Origin of the sequence: Echinicola marina, assembly GCF_020463795.1 — a bacterium.
Lineage (GTDB): Bacteria > Bacteroidota > Bacteroidia > Cytophagales > Cyclobacteriaceae > Echinicola > Echinicola marina.
In genome coordinates this window covers 5,285,947-5,306,923 of the sequence record NZ_CP080025.1, presented here as the reverse complement: position 1 = coordinate 5,306,923, position 20,977 = coordinate 5,285,947, and the positions used below count along the sequence as shown (strand labels likewise).

Here is a 20,977-nt window from a genome sequence, read left to right as displayed (position 1 = left end):
TATTATTAAAAAATTAGTTATAAGCCTTCTAGCCAATAATCAATTTTTGTCCTGGTTTGATCTTATTGTTGTTGAGCTTATTTAGCCTTTTGATTTCTTCGATGCTTACGCCCTCTAATTTACGGGCGATTAACCATAAAGAATCTCCTGGCTGTACTGTATAAGTTTTTGGATTTCCCGACAGTCGTGTAGCATCCTGCTTGGCTTGGTTGCTTTCCGCGATTTGTTGGTTGAAGGCTTTAGGGTTTTGATAGATGGTCAGTTGTTGGCCGATTTTTATATTATTGGAATAGAGGCCGTTCCAAGCTTTAAGGTCGGAAACTGAAGTGCCATATCTATTGGCAATCCTGCCTAAAGCATCTCCTCTTTTTACTTTATAGATCAGTTTTTCAGCTACTTCTTCTTCTGGTTTTTCCTCTGCCAAACTTGCCAATAATCTTTCTTCCCTAATGTTAAGTGAATCTATAATCCAGCCTTTGTTCTCCACTAAATAGTTGGCCTGGTTTTTTGGGACCCTTAGTGCAATATGTTTTTGTGCATGGGGGACCTTGTTTTTAATGATTGATGGGTTTAGAAATTGGAGATCTTCCAAACAAACACCGGACACTTCAGCGAGTTCTTCAAGGTCCATTTCTGCATTAAAGTGAACTTTTTCATGTGCTACAGGGAAGGAGCCGTCTTCAAGGATAAGGTTGTGTTCATCGGCATACTTGAAAACATACATGATGGCTTGAAACTGAGGGATGTAACCCCTGGTCTCTCTTGGTAGCCTATTATAAATTCCCCAGAAGGTTTGCTTTCCTCCAGACCTTCTAATGGCCTTTCGTACATTTCCAGGGCCACAGTTATAAGCTGCAAGCGCCAATTCCCAGTTGCCAAACATCCTGTGTAGGGCTTTCAAGTATTTACAGGCTGCTTCGGTGGCCATTTCTGGGTCCATCCTTTCATCAATATCCCTAGTGACATTGAGGTCATATACCCTGCCGGTAGCGGGCATAAACTGCCAAAGTCCCATAGCGCCTACCCTGGACTTTGCTTTTGGATTTAGTCCGGATTCTATGATCGCCAGATACTTGATTTCTTCTGGCATATCATGACGTTTGAGGGCTTCTTCAAATAATGGGAAATAAATTTCCTTGCGTGCCAAGGTCATCTTAGAATATTCCCTGTTCCTTACCGTAAAATAGTTGATAAAAGCAAAGATGGTTTCATTCAGCTCGAAAGGCATTCCCGTATCCATTTTCCGAACCCTTTCATTGACTTCATCATAGGTGAAATCAGGAATGAATTCGTAATCATAGACCGGTGCTATGAAGGCCTTATCATCAGCTTCAATGAAACCATCTTCCTGTTGACCTTGAGCTATGGTAATCACGACACAGTTTATCAACAGCGATAAGAGTGTATATAATTTCCAGTTTCTCATGGTCATATGGTATTTATAGTTTTTTAATTTTAGTTAAGTAATCCGCGAAAGCGTACAGCTCTGATTCCTTGAAAGAGTTGGTTATGATCTGCAAACCAATCGGTAGGCCCTGATCATCCGTTCCGTTAGGGATGGAGATGGCAGGAACACCAGATACTGAGGCTTGAACAGTGTACAAATCTTCCAAGTACATGGCCACTGGATCATCACTATGCTCTCCAAACTTAAACGCAGTAGACGGAGTGGTTGGCATAACAATATAATCAAATTTATTCAAAAGATCTTCAGTGAACTCTTTGATTAACCTTCTGACTTTTTGCGCTTTAGTAAAGTAAGCGTCATAATAACTGGCACTTAACACGAAAGTTCCAAGCATGATCCTTCTCTTTACTTCTTCTCCAAAACCTTCGGATCTGGTTAGCTTATACATGCTTTCCAGGTTATGGGCATTAGGAGTCCTGTAACCATATTTTACGCCATCAAATCTAGAAAGGTTTGAGCTAGCTTCGGCAGTGGTCAGGATATAATAAGTAGGCAATACATATTCGAGCAGTGGGAAATCCACTTCTTCCACATGATGACCTTCTTCTTTTAGCTTATTGAGTACATCAAGGGTGTGTTCTTTGATCTCTGACTGTAAGGCTTCAGATTCAATGGTCTCTTTCAAATAAGCAACTTTAACTGGTTTTTTCAAATCCAGCTGTTGGCTATATGAAGGGACTTCTTTTCTGGAGACTGTGCTGTCGTTGTCATCATGGCCTGCTATGACTTCCATGACAAGGGCATTGTCCTTTACATTGGTAGAGAAAACGCCAATAGTATCAAAGGAAGATGCATAGGCGATCAAGCCATATCTGGAAACCCTGGAATAGGTAGGCTTAATACCCACCAATCCGGTAAATGCAGCTGGCTGTCTGACGGATCCACCTGTATCTGTACCCAGAGAAGTGGTGCAAAGGTTCGCTTGCACAGCAACGGCCGAACCTCCTGAAGAACCTCCAGGAACACGCTCTTCATCGAGGGCATTGAGTACATTTCCATGAACGGTGTTTTCATTGGAAGAGCCCATACCAAATTCGTCACAGTTGAGTCTGCCAATAATGATGGCATCTTCATCGATGAGCTTTTGTACTGCTGTAGCAGTAAATTGGGATTGGAAGCCTTCTAGGATTTTACTGGAAGCATTGACTTCATGGTCTGCATAGCAAAGCACATCCTTGATGCCTATTACCATTCCAGCCAGTTTTCCTGCAGTGCCACTTTGGATTTTTTGATCTACTTTTTCTGCCTGTTCTAAAGCAGATTGCTCATAAACTTCAACGAAGGCGTTTAAGTGCGCCTTCGTCTGAATGTTTTTGAGATAATAATTGACTATCGCTTTACAGTCAGTTTCCTTATTTTCAAGCGATATTTTTATTTCGTCGAAAGAATGGAATTTTTCCAATGGTGATAATATTTAGCTTTTCTTCTTACTGTCTCCTTTGATTCCTTCCTCGATATCATCCTGAATCTCTTTGGTAGCATCTTTGAATTCTTTGATGCCTCTGCCCAATCCTTTTGCTAATTCAGGGATTCTTTTAGCTCCGAAAAGAAGGATGATCACTAGGATAATTACCACCAAGGAACCGCCTCCTATATTTTGTATGAAACCCAATGTAGTCATGATAAGCGAATTTTAGTTTTTTAAATCGTTACAAAGATATAATTGTGACTTACTATCACAAAGGAATAATGCACAGTTATTTATATTTTCGTAATCTTTTTTGTAAAGATACTCATATTATAGGATAAATACTTATTTCCCCGTTAACCAAATGGAAGGATTCATTACTTTTAGTCCTTTCCAAGTTTGAAAATGGACTTCTGAAACCCCATTGTTGCCTGTGGAAACTTCCCCAATTTTGTCATTTGCTTTCACTGTTTCTCCTGATTTTACAGCAATGGTCTTTAAGCGACTATACATGGTATAATATTCGCCGTGACGGATAATGATGGTTCCGCCCATGCCAGGGACCGTAGAGATTTTGGTGACCACTCCATCAAACACTGCCCTGACGCTTTCATTGGGGCTGGTTTGAATGTCTACCCCGTCATTGGCGATCATGATATCCTTCAGGGTAGGGTGGGCGTGTTTACCATAAGACTTAGAAATAAAGCCTTTGGCTACTGGCCAAGGAAGTTTTCCCCTGTTTTCGGCAAAAGAACTCGACAATGCTGCGGCTTCTGGCGTCATTGGCATGCTGCTGCCAGCTGACTTTTTGGTAGTTGTATTGGCTTTCTTGGCTTCTGCTTCTGCTCGTCTGATTTCCTCTTCGATCACCTTTCTGATCAAATTATTTAGCTCTTCCTGTTGCTTTTTAGTTTTGGCAATATCCTCGCGAATTTCTTTTTCTTTTGCTGCCAATGAATTGACAATGCTTTGTTGTTCTTTCCTGAGTTTATCCAACTCTGCTTTTTGACTTTGCTCTTCGTTAAGAGCATCTTCTTTTTGGCCTTTTTTGGATTGTAGTTCTTCTTTTTGTACTTGTAAATCAGCACTGACTTTGAGGATCTGGTCTACCTGCTTTTCTCTGGCATCACTGTATTGCTTGAGATACCTCAGTCGCATATAGAACTGTTTGAAGTTTTCAGAACTGAAGATAAAGGAAAGGACTGTTACACCTCTATTGAGTTTTGAGGATACATAAATCATCTGGGCATATTCCTCTTTCAATGTCTTTAAATCATTTTCCAAAGACCCGATCATACCCTCAGTTTCTTTGATCTCTCTATTGAGTAATATTACCTCAGTGTTTAAGGTTTTGATGAAGTTAACCCTGGTTTCTAACTGTTTATTGACTAGATTTAGTTCACCGATGGTGTTCTTTTTCCTGGCAGAAGTCTTTTTTAGGATTTCATCAAACTCTTTTAATCTCTGCTGAACTTCTGCTTTTTCTTTTTCAAGCTGGGCTCGGGTTTTCTTGGTTTGGGCTTGAAGTTCTGCCGGCCCCAGCAAAAACAAAAAAGCAGTGAATGAAATTATGAACAGATGAAAACTGCGCTTCATAGCTTAAAAATTATAGGGGAATGAAATGGGTGTGTTACTAAGGTCCACTTTGTTGACTTCCATATTGACCAGGGTAGACTGAGGGTTGTTAGATTGTTGTTGGATCAGCATAGTGATGAGGATTTTATTGGCAAAAGGTTGGCCTTCTAAGTCCTCAAATTCAGGGTAGACCGCAGTAAGTTTTCCTTTGTGGTAACGGGAGGAAGTATTTAGTTTTTCTACTTTTCCATGCTGGGCACCGATGACCGATTCATAAATAATATCATCTCTTCTTTGCCTAAGTTCAAAGGTCTTGCCTACACGCACGAGCCTGTCCCTGTAGCTTACTTTATTGGGGATATTGGCAAAAAGGATGTTTTGAAATAGATTTAGAGAAATCCTCAATCCATAGGTGTTTTGGAATTGATCATAGCTCAGGTCAATGTCCTGCCCGTTAATGCGATCTTTGATTTTGATGGATTCAGTGGTGATGACTCCCCTGACTGCTTCAATGCCCAAGCCGGGGCTTACACTGAACCAAATAATACTATCCTTTTTTGCCCTTAGGTTAAGGGTGCCTCTAGTGGTTTTGCCGTTTTGTTCCTCCAAAACTACCCTTGCCTTGGCACTGAGGTAATTGAATTCAAAATAGGAGGGGCTAAACTCCTTCATGGTTTCATCGGAGGTGAAAAGGTTGGTTTTTCTGGCGCAACCTGCTAAAAGAACTAGTGCAGCAATAAGGCTTAGTAAAAAGTATTTACTCATAGTATTTTATGTCCTTGATTTTTTTGTTCAATACTTCGCTGATATCGTTTAAGCTGAGGGCCTTCTTCCAATATTTCAATGCTTCGTTCTTTTCTCCCAGATGATAAAGAATATCCCCATAATGCTCCAACATAACGCCACTAGGTTCTACTTCATTGTCCAATGCCCGCTCCATAAAGATTTTTGCTTGTTCGTAATTTTCCATTTGGAACAGGACCCAGGCATGGGTATCTAAATAGGTAGCATTATCAGGGAATTGTTTTACCAATTTATTGGACATGTTATAGGCTTTGGGGAGGTCTTTTTTCTCCAGAGAGAGAAAATAAGCATAATTGTTCAACACATGCTCATCATTTGGTGTTTGTTTCAAGATGCTGTCATAGGCTGCATAAGCCTTTTCATTTTTGTCCAGGGCATGGTAAGTGTCTCCTAATTGGCCCATGATCATAAGGTCCAGTTGGCTGTTCAGTCCCTTGTTCAACTCTTGACTTTTAAGCAAAGATTGTTCCGCTTCTTTGTGTTTATTGAGGGCCAATTTGGTAGTGCCATGGAAAAACCAGAATTCAGGCTTGTCTTCGAATACCTCCACACCAATGGTGGTATATTTTTCAATTTCTCCAAAGTCCTTGCCCAGTTCAAACATTAAACTAATGATGCTTTGCAAGACTTTTGGATCGTTTTGGTTTAGGCTGATGGATTTTTGATAGTGAGAAAGGGCTTGGTCATTATTTTGGTCAAATAGCGCCCTATCTCCCAATATAGCGTATACTTCAGCTTCATTTGGGTTTCTTGAAACCATGAGCTGTCCCAAGCTGTCCAGTAAGGCTTCCCGCTCAGGTGTTTTGAGGTCTTGTTGTATGATGTCTGCGTATGTTTGGGCTTTGACGCTGCCTTCTAGGTCAGGATTGCTAAATCCTTTATAAAGTTGGGCATGTGCTGCTTTGATTTCCCCTTTTTTCTTCAATAGGGTATAAGAGGCCAAATTGAGATCTCCCTGGTTAGGGTAATCTTCCAGTGATTTTGTGACGACCTCCAAGGCTTGGTCTGTCCTGTTATTGTTGAATAACATCTCAACTAATGCCAATACAAACCGTGAATTGCCGGGATTGGCTTCGATGAGTTTTTCGCCTTCCTTTACGGCTGATTCCAAATCATTCTTGCTGAGGTAAATCCTTTGTTTTTGGACGGAGAGTTGTTCGAGTACACCATAATATTCCTCTGCTTCATCTAAGGCCTTAAGTGCTTTGTCATATTGCTGAGTGCCTAGATAGATAGAGGCTAATTCAAGGATATATTGTTGGTTTTTATCGGAGTTTTCAATAAGCGATTTTAGGATTTCAGCGGCTTTGTCAGGTTGGTTTTGTTTGGTGTAAACTTCTGCAACCAACAAATGGTAGTATTTATTGTCAGGGTCAGCTGCTATGGCTTTTTGCCCATATTCCAGGGCATCTTCATTTTGGTTTGCTCTGGAGAGGATTTCAGCCAATTTGAAATTGATGGCTCCTGCATCAGGATTTAGTTCATGTGCCTTGCCAAAATAAAAATAAGCTTTTTCAAAATCCTCCAACATCATGTGCTTTTCACCTTCTATAAAAAGGCGATCCGCCATGGCTTCTTTTTTTTGTTGTTTTTTACTTTTACGCGAACCTGATTTTTGTGCAAATGATTCATTGGCAATGAAGGTCGTGAACAGTAAAACAGTAAATGGAAAGATATATTTGTGTATGCTTTTAAAACTCATGCTTTGAATAAGTCAAATTGGTCTAGAACGGGATTAAGTCCTTTCCTAGAATTTTACAAACTTAATGCCTTTTTGGTTCACCAACTAATAGTCCCGGAAGTAAAATGATCAATATCAGGACTTTCCTGTACTGCCATATCCGCCAGCGCCTCTTTCTGTTTCAGAAAGGTCTCCTGCTTCTTGCCATTGAATCTGTTCATGCTTGGTTACTACCATTTGTGCAATTCTTTCGCCATCTTTGATTTCAAAGGTTTCTTTGGACAGGTTGACGAGTAACACTTTTATTTCTCCTCGGTAATCAGCATCTATTGTGCCTGGGCTGTTCAGGACGGTAAGGCCATGCTTATAGGCCAAGCCACTTCTAGGCCTGATTTGAGCCTCAAAACCTGCTGGCAATTCCATGTACAGGCCAGTTCCTACCAATATCCTTTCCAAAGGCTCTAGGAGAATGTTTTTCTCAAGATTGGCCCTTAAATCCAAACCGGCAGATAAAGCTGTCTGGTATGCTGGTAGTGGGTGTTTTGATTGATTGATTACTTTTACTTTCATGGAATTTTGAATTTTAAATAAAGTCAAAGATAGGGGGTTATTTTTATTTTGAGGGAATGGTCTAGCTTAAAAATAGGAAATAGCTTTTTATATCTGATTCCGTTAGCCTTTTGAATATAATCCATGGTTTTTATATCAGAGTGGAAAGGATCTTAATTGGGAGAGGTGACCGGGGGCATGAACTTAGAAATGAAAGCCCCAAATATGAATAGCCTGAAGAATGAGAATTTTATACTGACAAAGTATTATGATGGGGGAATTAGTACATTTGCCTTAAGTTTGAATTTGTTGACATACTTTATTATTTATCTTTCAGATTGTACTGATTATATTTGAATTGAGAAGTTTTATTTTGTTTATGCTTTGCTCAGTGGCCTTTTGGACTAAGGGACAGGATGCTCTAGGTCGACAGCATATAAGTGTCGAAGAAGGGGTGAATTGGGTCGAATGTATTGATTGGACACGTTTTGAAGACTATCCAAAAACATCGCCACAACAAATATTGGTGGGGAAAATTTTGCTCAATGCAAATAAATATGCCCTCAGCTCATGGTGGGACCTACGCGGTTTTTCTGGAACTCCAATTGGGGAGTTTTTGGATTTAAAAGGTACTTCGGAGCATAAAATACGTCCTGTAGCAGCAGAGGCAGAGTCCTTGGCCGTATCCTTGAGGATGGGACTGTATGATAGTGATGTCACTGGGGTGTCGCCCAAAGTGGCTACAGCCAAAACCATACAATTGATCCGCAGCTTGGTCCATAGTCATCTAGCCAATTCAAAAGACGGGTGGGGAAGAAAATGGCAGTCCGCCTTATGGGCTGGTTATAGCAGTTTTGCAGCTTGGATGATGTGGGATAAGTTGGATCATCAAACTCGTATGGAAGTGATGGCGATGATTTATAACGAATGTGATTGGGTGATGAAAAACAAAGGTATGGCCGGTATAAAGGTTTATCAAGACCGGACAGGTGAAATTGCCAGTCCGGGAGATACAGGTGCTGAAGAAAATGCCTGGGATAGTCTCATCCTTACAGTTGCCTGTGCCATGATGCCAGAGCATCCCAAACAGTCTGAATGGATGAAGAAGACAATTTTCCTGAATCTCAACGCGCTCTCAGTTCCTAGTGATCTGGATTCAAATGAAAAATATAATGGAATACCACTAAATAACTGGTTGGTAGGAAGCAATATCAATGAGGATGGTACAGTCGTGAACCATCACTTCATTCATCCAGATTATATGACTTCTCCTTTTGAGTTTAATGCCATCAAGTTTTTTTGGTTGGCTCAAGAAAAGACACCTAAGTCAATGAAAAGAAATATGGATTTGGTTTTTCGGGCATTAACAGAATTGGAGTTTCATAAAGGAGATAGTATAAAGGGAGGCGTGGTAAAGGCTCCTGGAGGGACGATTTACCGCTCGGGCTCTGGAGATATCTTTTACCCACTAGGCACTGACTGGGGAGAAGGGAGAAGAATGAATTTTGTCTCTTTTAATAGTACTGTGGCCGCCTATTCAGGTGATAGCAGGGTGAGGGCACAAGCTTCAGAATGGGTTTTGCAGCAAGGAAGGGTGGTGCTGGAAATGCAAAACAGGTTTGATGATGGCCATACTTATTTGGATAAAAGTGAAGACAGTTTTGCGTCCCGTGAAGAATGGGTGGCTGATAAGGCTGCCACAGCTTATATTATAGAAACGTTGAAATTAACTGGAAGACCAAAATTTACCAATAAGAAGTTTAAGGATTAAATAGGTGGTGTTTGCCCGGCTCCTATTTGATGAGCCTTTTTTTCAATTGATTGATTTCCTTTTTCTCTAAAAGAAACACAATCAGCAAAAAGACAATAGGAAGCGAGTTTCTACATAAAAATGTAAGTACGGGAGCATCCAGTTCAATATAAAAGCCAGCATAGGATGCAATAAAAGCAATCAGCAAATAGAAGGAGTCCTTGACGGTTTTATAAGGTATAGGATAATGCTTTTGCCCAAGCACATAACACATGATAGACATCAACAGGTAAGTAGCCAAGGTGCTCATGGCTGCTCCGGTGTAGCCTAGTTTGGGCACAAATAATATGATTACTAAAATCGTGACGATGGCACCTGTAAAAGTAATATAAAAGCTGTAAATGGTTTTGTCGGTAATTTTAAACCAAATGCTTAGGTTAAAATAGACTCCAAGCATCAGGTATCCCATCAATAACATCGGAACAATATTGGTGGCCGTCTGATAACCTTTATTACCAAGGATTATTGGGGAGATGATATTGAGGTTTACCGCCACCAAAATCATCAAGGTGGCGCAAAATATGATGAACCAGTGCATGACGGTGGCATAGAGCTGAGGGCTGTTTTTATCTTCACTTTGAGAGAAGAAAAAAGGTTCTGCAGCGTATTTAAAAGCTTGAATGATCAAGTTCATAAAGATGGCCAGTTTAAAATTGGCTCCAAAAATACCTCCTGCCTCTCTGGCGCTTAGTCCAGGGTAAAAGTTTTCAGGTAAGAGGTATTCAAATAGAAATCTGGAAAATACTTCATTGGTGACTCCAGCCAAGCCCATAAATAGTAGGGGAAGGGCATAATGCCACATGGGACCTAGTATGCTTTTTTCTAGGCTCCAGCTGAATTTACCAGAAAGGAAGAAAAGAACTGGAATGATCAAGGCATTGGCCAGTAAATTAGATAATAAAATATAATCAACTCCCCAATCCGGATGGTAAATGGCATCAACCCAAGGCTGTAAAAAGAGTAGATAATCTCCACGGTGAATATGGAAGAATATTACAATGAACAAAATATTGAAGCCTACATTGAGCAGGATGTTCAACATCTTGGTCAGGGCAAACTTTATGGATTTATTTTCAACCCTTAATTTGGCATATGGAATGGCCAATATGGCGTCAATGGTCAATATTAAGGCAGTCCACTTGAACAAATAAGCCTTGCCCGGATAGTTCATCCAAAGGCTAATGGGCTCTGCTGAAAGGTATAAGAGGGCGCCAAGTGATAGTGAGGTGGTAAGGATCAGGGATTGGGCATTATTGTAGACTGTCTGCGTATTCAATCCTTTACCAGTAGAAAACCGAAAAAAAGTGGTTTCCATTCCATAGGTGAAAATAATATTGAAGAATGCGATAAAAGCATAAATGGAGGTGAAAGAGCCTAAATCCTCCTTGGAAAGGTAACCTATATAAAGCGGGAGAAGAAGGAAATTAATGACCCTACCAAGAATGCTACTTATCCCGTAAATGGCGGTTTGTCCCGCGAGTTTTTTGAGATTGCTCATGGATTAGCAGCAAAGTGTTTGCTTATTCTCCTTTAAAGTTGGGTTTTCTTTTTTCCAGAAAGGCGCTGGTACCTTCATTATAGTCTTCGGATTTTACACATCTGGCAAAGCTATTGGCTTCGATAAGGTAGCCATCTTCATTATTGGAGTAGACTGCATTGACGCAATCCACTATCATACCTAAGGCCAAGGGGGCTTTGGTCATGATTTTTTGAAGGATTTCTTCTGCTTTTTGAATGGCCTCATCTTTATTGCTGGTGACATAGTTTACCAAGCCCAATGCTTTGGCTTCTTCTGCTCCAATCATATCACCAGTCATCAAAAGTTCATTGGCTTTTCCTCTTCCGATCAGGAAAGTAAGTCTTTGGGTGCCGCCATATCCAGGGATAATTCCCAAGTTGACTTCTGGTTGGCCAAATTTAGCATTGGCAGAAGCGATGCGCATGTGACAGGCCATGGCCAGTTCACATCCACCGCCCAGGGCAAAACCATTGACCACGGCTATTACTGGTTTATGGCAAGATTCGATCAAGCTGTAAACTTCTTGCCCGTTTTCAGAAAATTTCCTGGCATTTAACTCGTTCAGTTCGGCGATTTCGGTAATGTCCGCACCTGCAACAAAGGCCTTTTCCCCAGCTCCAGTAAGGATTACCGCCCTGATGGATTTGTTATCGCTTACTTCATTGAAGATATTTTTCAGCTCCTCAAGCGTTTCAAAATTGATTGCATTGAGTTTTGTTTCGCGATTGATGGTGAGGTATAAGATGCCATCCTTATTTTCGGAAAGAATATTGGTAGTTTCAGCCATGCTTTAAAACCTATGTTTGAATCCAAATATACGAGGTGGTGTAGCAAAGACAAAGTAAACCTAACAAAAATGAATCCGTATGATAGCTTGTGCCTGATATCCTGAGGATTGAAATTCAATAATTCATTTGGCTTTTTATTTGAAATAGTCATTTTATTATCAAACAGGTCTGACAAAATTTTATATTTTTGTAACACATTTTGAAACCTCAAATCTATAATAATATTACGTATGTCATCCAAAAGAAAAATAACCGTAGCTTACGGAGATGGAATCGGTCCAGAAATCATGAAAGCCACGCTGGGGATTTTGGAAGCAGCTGGAGCAGATATCGAAACTGACGTCATTGAGATTGGAGAGCAAGTCTATCTTAAAGGAATCAGCTCAGGTATAGAACCAAAAGCTTGGGATTCCCTAAGAGCGTCTAAGGTGTTTTTGAAGGCACCTATCACCACTCCGCAAGGAGGAGGGTTTAAGAGTTTGAATGTGACTACAAGAAAGACATTAGGACTTTATGCTAATGTGAGGCCTTGTAAGGCGTTTTCTCCCTACATACACACGCACTTTCCTAAGACTGATATGGTGATTATTCGTGAAAACGAAGAGGATCTATATGCAGGAATTGAGCATAGACAGACGGATGAAGTTTATCAGTGTTTGAAATTGATTTCCAGACCTGGTTCAGAGAAAATCATTCGTTATGCCTTTGAATACGCCAAGAAAAACAACAGGAAAAAGGTAACCTGCATGACCAAGGACAATATTATGAAGTTGGCCGATGGTCTTTTCCATAAGGTGTTTAATGAGGTGGCCAAAGAGTATCCGGACATTGAGGCGGATCATAAGATCATTGATATCGGTACAGCCCTGATTGCTGATAAACCAGAGATGTTTGATGTGATTGTTACTTTGAATCTTTATGGAGATATTATTTCTGATGTAGCCGCTCAAATTACAGGTTCTGTAGGTTTGGGAGGTTCTTCCAATGTGGGTGAGGATGTGGCCATGTTTGAGGCTATCCACGGTTCTGCTCCTGATATTGCCGGACAGGATATTGCCAACCCTTCAGGATTATTAAATGGCGCCATCATGATGCTGGTGCATATCGGCCAACCTGAAGTGGCGGCATTGATCAGCAATGCCTGGATGAAAACTCTAGAGGATGGAATTCATACTGGAGATATTTACCAAGAAGGAGTTTCTTCTAAATTGGTCGGTACCCAAGAGTTTGCTCAGTCAGTGATCGAAAGATTAGGGCAAAAACCTGAGAATATGACTCCTGCTTCTTTCAAGAAAAGTGAGGATGGCGATGATAATATGGGGGCGATCAAGTTGACAGAAAGAAAGCCATGTGTTAAAGACTTAATCGGCTTGGATGTATTTATCGACTGGAAAGAAAACGATAGGGATGCCAATGTGATTGGTGATAAATTAAGGTCAGTGGATGCTGATGGGCTGAAGATGCAGTTGATTACTAACAGAGGGGTGAAGGTTTATCCTGATGGAATGAAAGAAACTTTCTGTTCTGACCATTGGAGGGTGAGGTTCTTTAATGCTGACCAAAGCACCATTACTCATGCACAAGTATTAGAGGTTTTGAAGCAGGTTGAGGCGCTTGGTTTTGACTTTATTAAAATTGAGAACCTTTACACCTTTGATGGGGAATTAGGTTTCTCGCTTGCACAGGGAGAATAAAGATTGAATATTCATAATTAAGGGCAATCAAATGGTTGCCCTTATTTTTTTATGTTTTTTGAGACATAGTGATCTTGTATTCCGTATAGGTTTATAAAACCAATTTATTATTATGAGAAATCTATTTTTGATAAGTTTTTTGTTTTGTTCCTCGATTTTTGCTTGCTCTGAAGTAGGGGAAGATCCGGAAATTATTATTGACCCCAGTATATCTTTCGTTACTGGAGATTGGGAGTTGGTAGAAGTAAGTGGGGGCTTTAAAGTGGAAGATTCCCCTGAGCCTGAGGAGTTAAACCGAAAAGATATCTATACTTTTACCAATGAAGGTACTTTTATAAAAACTGTGGATTATGAGGGTTTTCATGCTGAGGCAACAGGTACTTATGTGATAAAAGAGGTTACTGAGGAGTTTGAAGAAGAATATGTTGGGGTTGTGGTGCTTTCCTTTACAGGTGGTGATGACATAGCTTATAATTGTACTAGCCAGGATATAGAGAAAGAATCGCTATATATCTCAAAAGAAGGACAACTGGCTAATATCAGCTGGGCACCATGTGATGGGCTTTTCATGTATTACGAGAAGAAAAAATGATATTAGAATTATATAATTATCTGTTTTTACACCAGTAATCTTATTTCTCACGGATTACACAGATTTACCTAAAAGCGGTAGACAGGTTTAAGTAATTAATTCTGATATTTTTGTGTAAGCGTTTTTTATGGAAACACATTCTGGTGCCATTACTTGTATATAAATGAATTAAATAGAGGTCTTAATTTATAGATGATGAAAAAGCTGTTTTTGCCTTATGTGATTTTAGTTTTGTTCTTTTCGAGTTGTAAAGAAGAGGAGTTTGAACCAGCTGCTGCTATTCGTGGAGAGTGGGAGCTTAGCAAAGCAAATAGTGGCTGGTCAGGAGAGTTGTCTGCAGAAGAACTTGACTATTTTGAAACGTATGTTTTCAATAAGGATGGTTCTTTTGTGAAAAAACGTGAAGGAAAAGACGAAAGCTTTCAGATTAGTGGTAACTATACCTACAAAGAGGCTGAGATGGGAGATTCAAGTATGGCACAGGTCTACATAACCTTGGATTATACTACTGAAGTGAATAGGGCCTGGCTTTGCAGTGAGGATAAAGAAGAGTTTGTGTTGACACATCAAGGTGAACTTTTCAAAAGTTGTCCAAATATGGCTGATGGACCAATTTACTATTTTGAGAAAAAATGAATGAAAAAAGCCTGTTTAATTTAACTTAAACAGGCTTTTATTATATTAAGAGTGGCTGTGCTGCTAATTAAGCATCTTTTTTCGCCATTCTGTTTCTTTCACCTTCGTCAAGGTAGATTTTTCTCATTCTCATGCTCTTAGGAGTGATCTCCAAGTACTCATCCTTTTGGATATATTCCATGGATTCTTCCAAAGAGAATTTCTTAGCTGGAGCAATTTTAGAGTTATCGTCTGAACCAGAAGCACGCATATTGGTCAATTTCTTGCCTTTTTGTACGTTTACCACGATATCATTGTCTCTGGAATGTTCTCCAATCACCTGGCCACCGTAGATTTCTTCTCCTGGATCCACAAAGAATACCCCTCTATCCTGCAATTTATCAATTGCATAAGCAGTAGTTGGACCAGATTCCATAGAGATCAAAGAACCATTAGTTCTTCCAGGAATCGGGCCTTTGAATGGTTCATAAGCGATAAATCTGTGATTCATGATCGCTTCACCTTGGGTAGCAGTAAGTACATTGTTTCTCAATCCGATCAAGCCTCTTGAAGGGATTTGGAATTCCAAGTGCTGAAGATCTCCTTTTGGCTCCATCACCAAAAGTTCACCTTTACGTTGAGTAGCCAATTCGATTACCTTCCCAGCAGTAGTCTCAGGTACATCCACAACCAATGATTCGATTGGCTCGTGTTTTACTCCGTCGATTTCTTTATAAATTACCTGAGGCTGTCCTACTTGTAATTCATATCCTTCCCTTCTCATAGTTTCGATCAATACTGACAAGTGAAGAATACCACGTCCGAAAACGATGAATTTATCTTCGTTATCAGTAGTTTGAACTTTAAGGGCAAGGTTCTTTTCCATTTCTTTGAAAAGACGGTCCCTTAAGTGACGAGAAGTTACAAATTTACCTTCTTTACCGAAGAATGGAGAGTTGTTGATCGTAAAGAGCATGTTCATAGTTGGCTCATCGATCGAAATTCTTGGAAGTGGTTCTGGGTTTTCAAGATCAGCAATGGTATCACCGATTTCGAAATCTTCAATACCTGTGATGGCACAGATATCTCCTGCATTAACTTCCTGAACTTTATTTTTACCTAGTCCTTCAAATACATGAAGTTCTTTGATTCTTACTTTTTTGATAGATCCATCGGCTTTGCAAAGGGAAACTTGTGCGTTTTCTTTCAAAGTACCTCTCTTTACTCTACCAATGGCTATTCTTCCCACAAAGTTGGAATAATCCAAAGAAGTAATTTGCATCTGAGGAGTTCCTTCTTCGATCTGAGGAGCAGGTATATGCTCAATGATGGCATCCAATAGTGGAAGGATAGAATCTGTTTGTTCTTTCCAATCAGGTCCCATCCAGTTGTTCTTAGCAGAACCATACATGGTTACGAAATCCAACTGCTCTTCAGTGGCATCCAAGTTGAACATCAAGTCAAATACGGCTTCATGTACCTCGTCAGGACGACAGTTGGGCTTATCTACTTTGTTTACCACTACAATAGGGGTAAGGCCAAGGTCCAAAGCTTTGCTCAATACAAAACGGGTTTGAGGCATTGGCCCTTCAAAAGCATCTACCAATAGGATTACCCCATCAGCCATTTTCAACACACGTTCCACTTCACCACCAAAGTCGGCGTGACCTGGAGTATCGATAATGTTGATTTTGGTATCTTTATATCTAACTGATACGTTCTTGGATAGAATGGTGATTCCTCTTTCTCTTTCCAAGTCGTTATTATCTAGGATCAAGTCATCAAACTGCTGGTTTTCACGGAAGATTTTAGACGCGTGAATGATTTTATCCACGAGTGTAGTTTTGCCGTGGTCAACGTGTGCGATAATCGCGATGTTACGAATATTCTGCATGGTAAGAATTAAATTAAGTTGCAAAAGTACAAAGAATATTTGGTATTATAATTAAGAGAATGTAAAGTTTGTTGAATCAAGGATTTAAAAACTTATTGTTTGCAATAAAGCCGGTTTCAATTAAGAAAGACCATCATCCATACTTTTTAACTTAAGTGAGCAATTGCATCTCAACCATTTTTCAGGATCAATTATTGTCTTTACTCATCGGAATTAAAAGAGCTCCTTTAATTGAAATAGAAGGGGAACCGACTAGAATAGTTGTAACAGTACAAAAACTTTAAAATTACCTAGATAGCTAGACAAATAGAGAGATGATGAAGTCAGGATTTGCTTGATAAACTGGTATTTAATGAGGCCTTTGAATGTTATTGGTACAGTTTTTGGAACAGTTTGTTTACAGAAAGTAATCCAATTATATGTTTAAATCGTATAATCGGATAAGTATAATGTCCCATAATTGAAGGAAAAAATGAGAAGCTATGGGAATTAAATAATTATTGTATATATTTACAAACTACATAATAGTAGTTTTAAAATACAAAAATAATTATTTTTACTGTTATTTAGGTGCCGGGGTGGCCGGTAGGAGACACGAAAGTGTAAAAAATGCGACTGTTTTTGTTTTAGGGTAATTAAACACCTGTAGTCATGAAATACTTGATTAAAATTGAGATTAATGATATTGAGTTTCAGATTCATACTGAAGCGGGAAGTGAAAGAGAAGCCAAAGACAACGTTTGGGAAATCATTAGAAGAAAGACTTCATTAAAATCCATAGAGAAAGAAGCTATGGGGAATGAAGAGGTTGCTTCACTAGGTCAGAAGCTAGCTGAAGGGATCAGAAGTGTGTTATTATTGTGATCTAAAGGTTGAAAATTCGTTTTATGTAAAAATTTTACATTTTGTAATTGATTGAAAAATGTTGAGGACATCAAAAGTTAGGTCGTACGCTATAAAAAGGTGTACGGCCTTTTTTGTCTGGCCGCTTTTTAACTTTTTGAATATTGGGTATATGTTTCAGATGATTGTTTGGTCAAGGCTTTCACTTCATGTTTCAGGAAAGAAAGTATAATAAGGTGGGTTTTCAGGTGAGATAATTTTTTCTCTTAATTGGATAGATTTTTTACCTTTGGGCAAAATTTAGCATTCATGAGCATCCAGAAACCAACTTTACCAAAAGGAACGAGAGATTTTGGGCCTACACAAATGGCAAGAAGAAACTATATTCTTGATACCATCAAGGCTACCTTCAAACTATTTGGCTATCAACAACTCGAAACCCCATCTATGGAGAATCTATCTGTATTGACAGGTAAGTATGGTGATGAAGGTGACCAATTGTTGTTTAAGATATTGAATAGTGGGGACTTTTTGAAGAAGGTAAAAGAGGAAGATTTGGAAAAAGGTACTGGTCATGTATTGCCAAAGGTGGCAGAAAAAGGGCTGAGGTATGATTTGACCGTTCCTTTTGCCAGGTATGTGGTGATGAATCGCAATGAGTTGACATTTCCATTTAAAAGATTCCAAATTCAGCCAGTTTGGAGGGCAGACAGGCCGCAGAAGGGGAGGTATAGGGAGTTTTACCAATGTGATGCCGATGTGGTCGGTACGGATAGCTTGATTTGTGAGGCTGAAATTCTTTTGATGATCAGACGGGTTTTGGCCCAATTGAAGCTTAGCGATTATGATATCAAGGTCAATAACCGTAAAGTTTTGACTGGAATTTCTGAGGTGATCGGTGAGCCAGGAAAAGAGGCAGAATTGTGTGTTGCTATTGATAAATTGGATAAAATTGGCTGGGAAAAGGTTCAGGAAGAATTGCAGCAAAGAGGTTTTACCGATGATGCTGTGGCTAAATTGGCTCCGATCATTCATCTTAAAGGAGACAACGAAGAGATGCTATCATTTTTAAAATCTTTTTTGACTTCTAGTCAGGAGGGTTTGAAAGGAGTGGAGGAATTAGAGTCAGTGCTCGAAATTTTGAAGCATTTAGGTGAGGATGAAAGTCATGTGGAGCTAGATGTGGTATTGGCCAGAGGCCTTTCTTATTATACAGGAGCGATATTTGAAGTTAAGGTAAACAATGTTTCCATTGGCTCCATTAGTGGAGGTGGAAGATATGATAACCTCACAGGAGTCTTTGGCCTTGAAGGAGTTTCTGGGGTTGGATTTTCTTTTGGAGTGGATAGGATTTATGATGTATTGGAGGAGTTGGGCTTATTTCCAGAGGATCAAATGCAGTCTACCGCTGTGATGATAGGTTATTTTGATGAAGAGGGCAGGAATTACGGTTTGAATGTTTTAAATCAGCTAAGAAAAGTTGAAATAGCGACAGAGATTTATCCTGATTATGCCAAAGTGAAAAAGCAATTCAATTATGCTGATAAAAAGCAGATTCCGTTTGTCGTGATGATCGGATCAGAAGAGATTGCCCAAAATAAGGTGGCCTTGAAGGATCTGGCCACAGGGGAGCAAAGAATGCTTAGTCTGGAAGAGGCCATTCTTGCGATTAAGGAAAAATAAGATTGTATTTTTTGGTGGCTGTCTGATACTGTGATAGCCGTTACCTCAGTGGAGGGAGGGATTCTGGGACAGTCCTGTTTTGGTATTATGGGACAATTTATCAAGAGTGTTTTTCAGAAAAGACTTTTGTGAATGGTCCCTTTTCTTTATAATCAATTGGACCATTGAATCCAAACCATTTAAGTGTTTCTTACAGAAGACATGGATTATACACAGATGTTTTGAGAAATACAAGGCATGCATTTAAAAGGAAGGTTCTATTCAATTTTATGAAATTTTGTTCAGAAGGTGTAATGGTTAGAAGGTGAAGGGGGAATTTGTTTAATAGGTGATAATCTTTTATTTATGAAGAGAATATGGAATAGGGTTATATGGCATGCTGAAGGAGTTGGTGGTTTTAGCTTTTCATTGTCTCGAATAGTTCTCGCAAATAGTTTATATTTGGGTCTAAAAATAATTAGTTGAGATATGTTTGACTTTATGAATATCATGAATAAGGTGAAGGAAGCTCAGGCCAAGATTAAGGAAAAGCAGGCCGAGTTAGTTCATCTTACTGCCGAGGGAGAAGCAGGAGCAGGAATGGTTAAGGTAATAGTAAATGGCCACAGAAAAGTAGTGGACATAATCATTGATGATAGCCTTTTTACACCTGATGATAAGGATATGTTGAAGGATTTGATTGTTGCAGCCACTAATAAAGCCTATGAAAGTATTGAGATACAAATCAAAGAGGAAATGAAAAAGGCGACAGAAGGCATGATGCCAAATATTCCAGGAATGGATTTTGGCAATATGGTTTAATGAAAAAGGCGGCCATTGTCATACTGAACTATAATGGGAAGGAAATGTTGGAAAAATTCCTTCCCGTTATTATTCAAAACAGCAGTTTTGAGATTATTATAGCTGATAATGCTAGCACTGATGAATCAGTAAATTTTTTGGAATCCCAATTTTCCCAATTGCGTACTATTATTCTTTCTTCTAACAGTGGTTTTAGCGGAGGGTATAATGAAGCCTTGAAGCAGATTCAAGGAGAGTTTGCTTATTATATTCTCTTGAATTCGGATGTTGAAGTTAGCCCAAATTGGGATATTGAATTAGTAGACTGGCTTGAAGTCCATGCTGGATATGTTGCAGTTCAACCCAAGATACTGTCTCAGCAGGCTCAAGAGTGTTTTGATTATGCTGGAGCCGGAGGTGGTTATATAGATCGGTTGGGTTTTCCGTTTTGCAGGGGTAGGATTTTGAATACTATTGAGAAGGACCAAGGACAATATGATGATACGGTTCAGGTTGATTGGGTTTCAGGTGCTTGTTTTGCGATTCGTGCAGAAATATTCCATGAAATGGGTGGTTTTGAGGATATATTTTTTGCGCATATGGAGGAAATAGACTTGTGTTGGAGGATGAACCTTAATGGATATAAACTAGGCTATCTAGGGGCAGTGGGGGTTTATCATGTAGGTGGCGGTACCTTGTCTAGAAACAGTCCTTATAAAACCTACCTGAATTTCAGAAACAATTTATTAATGCTATATAAAAACCTCAGTACTTGGGGATTTATTAAAGTGATGTTGGTGAGGGGCATGTTTGATATAGTAGCTGCCTTATATCTATTTTTAGGGGGAAAAACCAATCATGCCAAAAAGGTGGTTTCAGCCTATATTGACTTCTACAAAATGCGGAATCAAATCCAAAAAACACTTCCTTTGGCATCAAAATTGCCTTTCCAAAATGCTGGTAAAAAAGTCTATTCAATCATTATGACTTACTACCTGAAAAGGAAAAAAATATACTCTCGGATTTAGTCAAACAGAATAGGGTTATTACTCTTTCTGAAATACTTTCTGATTTTCATCATCATGGCCATGGCCACATATATGATTACCGGAGAGCCAAGGGTGATAAAAGAGGTGTAAATGAAGAACAACCGAATGCTGTCGATAGGGAAATTAAGTCTTTCTCCTAATTTGGAACAAACGCCAAATGCCCTGTCTTCGAAGAATATTTTCAGTTTTTCCATTTTTATAAGATTTAATTTAAAGTGATAAAAG

At 39.3% G+C, this 20,977-nt stretch carries 19 protein-coding genes; 8 read left to right on the top strand and 11 right to left on the bottom strand.

Translation table 11 applies throughout. The features are described from left to right. Window positions 1-28 precede the first annotated feature (28 nt). The 7 genes from KZP23_RS21575 to dut form a co-directional block, all read right to left on the bottom strand. Window positions 29-1,426 carry a lytic transglycosylase domain-containing protein gene (locus KZP23_RS21575; protein WP_226336567.1) on the bottom strand — a complete coding sequence of 466 codons (1,398 nt, stop codon included), beginning with the start codon at window positions 1,424-1,426 and terminating at the stop codon, window positions 29-31. A 13-nt stretch (window positions 1,427-1,439) separates the two neighbouring features. Next, a complete protein-coding gene (gatA, locus tag KZP23_RS21570; protein ID WP_226333880.1) occupies window positions 1,440-2,870 on the bottom strand; it encodes an Asp-tRNA(Asn)/Glu-tRNA(Gln) amidotransferase subunit GatA in 1,431 nt (476 codons plus the stop codon). A 12-nt stretch (window positions 2,871-2,882) separates the two neighbouring features. Next, a complete protein-coding gene (locus KZP23_RS21565) occupies window positions 2,883-3,089 on the bottom strand; it encodes a Sec-independent protein translocase subunit TatA/TatB (RefSeq protein ID WP_186758532.1) in 207 nt (68 codons plus the stop codon). Window positions 3,090-3,221: 132 nt separating this feature from the next. Continuing rightward, complete coding sequence (locus KZP23_RS21560) at window positions 3,222-4,472, bottom strand: murein hydrolase activator EnvC family protein (protein ID WP_226333879.1); 1,251 nt, start codon at window positions 4,470-4,472, stop codon at window positions 3,222-3,224. 3 nt (window positions 4,473-4,475) lie between these two features. Beyond that, a complete protein-coding gene (locus KZP23_RS21555) occupies window positions 4,476-5,216 on the bottom strand; it encodes a DUF4292 domain-containing protein (protein WP_226333878.1) in 741 nt (246 codons plus the stop codon). Then, window positions 5,209-6,957, bottom strand: coding sequence for a tetratricopeptide repeat protein (locus tag KZP23_RS21550; RefSeq protein WP_226333877.1), 1,749 nt, complete (start codon window positions 6,955-6,957; stop codon window positions 5,209-5,211). Before KZP23_RS21550 ends, KZP23_RS21555 begins: the two co-directional genes overlap by 8 nt. A gap of 114 nt (window positions 6,958-7,071) precedes the next feature. Continuing rightward, a complete protein-coding gene (gene dut / locus KZP23_RS21545) occupies window positions 7,072-7,506 on the bottom strand; it encodes a dUTP diphosphatase (protein ID WP_226333876.1) in 435 nt (144 codons plus the stop codon). A 337-nt stretch (window positions 7,507-7,843) separates the two neighbouring features. Between dut and KZP23_RS21540 the strand changes: the two genes are divergently transcribed. After that, window positions 7,844-9,256 carry a hypothetical protein gene (locus KZP23_RS21540; RefSeq protein WP_226333875.1) on the top strand — a complete coding sequence of 471 codons (1,413 nt, stop codon included), beginning with the start codon at window positions 7,844-7,846 and terminating at the stop codon, window positions 9,254-9,256. A gap of 22 nt (window positions 9,257-9,278) precedes the next feature. Here the strand turns inward: KZP23_RS21540 and KZP23_RS21535 are convergent, their stop codons facing one another. Together KZP23_RS21535 and KZP23_RS21530 are read right to left on the bottom strand one after the other, a co-directional pair. Next, entirely contained in the window at window positions 9,279-10,793 is a 1,515-nt protein-coding gene (locus KZP23_RS21535; RefSeq protein ID WP_226333874.1) for an oligosaccharide flippase family protein, read from the bottom strand. A gap of 22 nt (window positions 10,794-10,815) precedes the next feature. After that, a complete protein-coding gene (locus KZP23_RS21530) occupies window positions 10,816-11,601 on the bottom strand; it encodes an enoyl-CoA hydratase/isomerase family protein (protein WP_226333873.1) in 786 nt (261 codons plus the stop codon). A gap of 231 nt (window positions 11,602-11,832) precedes the next feature. Here KZP23_RS21530 and KZP23_RS21525 point away from each other — a divergent pair, with 231 nt between their 5' ends. From KZP23_RS21525 to KZP23_RS21515, 3 genes are all read left to right on the top strand, one after another. Then, window positions 11,833-13,296, top strand: coding sequence for an NADP-dependent isocitrate dehydrogenase (locus tag KZP23_RS21525; RefSeq protein WP_226333872.1), 1,464 nt, complete (start codon window positions 11,833-11,835; stop codon window positions 13,294-13,296). Between the two features lie 112 nt (window positions 13,297-13,408). After that, a complete protein-coding gene (locus KZP23_RS21520) occupies window positions 13,409-13,888 on the top strand; it encodes a hypothetical protein (RefSeq protein WP_226333871.1) in 480 nt (159 codons plus the stop codon). 192 nt (window positions 13,889-14,080) lie between these two features. Beyond that, window positions 14,081-14,524, top strand: a complete 444-nt coding sequence (locus tag KZP23_RS21515) for a hypothetical protein (protein ID WP_226333870.1) — start codon at window positions 14,081-14,083, stop codon at window positions 14,522-14,524. Between the two features lie 67 nt (window positions 14,525-14,591). On the opposite strand, the gene typA is transcribed toward KZP23_RS21515, so the two are convergent. Next, a complete protein-coding gene (gene typA / locus KZP23_RS21510) occupies window positions 14,592-16,397 on the bottom strand; it encodes a translational GTPase TypA (protein WP_226333869.1) in 1,806 nt (601 codons plus the stop codon). A 651-nt stretch (window positions 16,398-17,048) separates the two neighbouring features. Here typA and KZP23_RS21505 point away from each other — a divergent pair. The 4 genes from KZP23_RS21505 (at window position 17,049) to KZP23_RS21490 (ending at window position 20,731) form a co-directional block, all read left to right on the top strand. Continuing rightward, window positions 17,049-17,261 (top strand): hypothetical protein, encoded by a 213-nt coding sequence (locus tag KZP23_RS21505; RefSeq protein ID WP_226333868.1) that lies wholly within the window; start codon window positions 17,049-17,051, stop codon window positions 17,259-17,261. Window positions 17,262-17,549: 288 nt separating this feature from the next. Then, window positions 17,550-18,923, top strand: a complete 1,374-nt coding sequence (gene hisS / locus KZP23_RS21500) for a histidine--tRNA ligase (protein ID WP_226333867.1) — start codon at window positions 17,550-17,552, stop codon at window positions 18,921-18,923. Window positions 18,924-19,391: 468 nt separating this feature from the next. Further along, complete coding sequence (locus KZP23_RS21495; RefSeq protein WP_226333866.1) at window positions 19,392-19,724, top strand: YbaB/EbfC family nucleoid-associated protein; 333 nt, start codon at window positions 19,392-19,394, stop codon at window positions 19,722-19,724. After that, the gene (locus KZP23_RS21490) at window positions 19,724-20,731 is read left to right on the top strand and encodes a glycosyltransferase family 2 protein (RefSeq protein ID WP_226333865.1); all 1,008 of its coding nucleotides are present in this window, start codon (window positions 19,724-19,726) and stop codon (window positions 20,729-20,731) included. Before KZP23_RS21495 ends, KZP23_RS21490 begins: the two co-directional genes overlap by 1 nt. Here KZP23_RS21490 and KZP23_RS21485 read toward each other — a convergent pair. After that, a complete protein-coding gene (locus KZP23_RS21485; protein ID WP_226333864.1) occupies window positions 20,728-20,946 on the bottom strand; it encodes a PspC domain-containing protein in 219 nt (72 codons plus the stop codon). The two genes, KZP23_RS21490 and KZP23_RS21485, sit on opposite strands and share 4 nt — an antisense overlap. Between the last annotated feature and the right edge of the window lie 31 nt (window positions 20,947-20,977).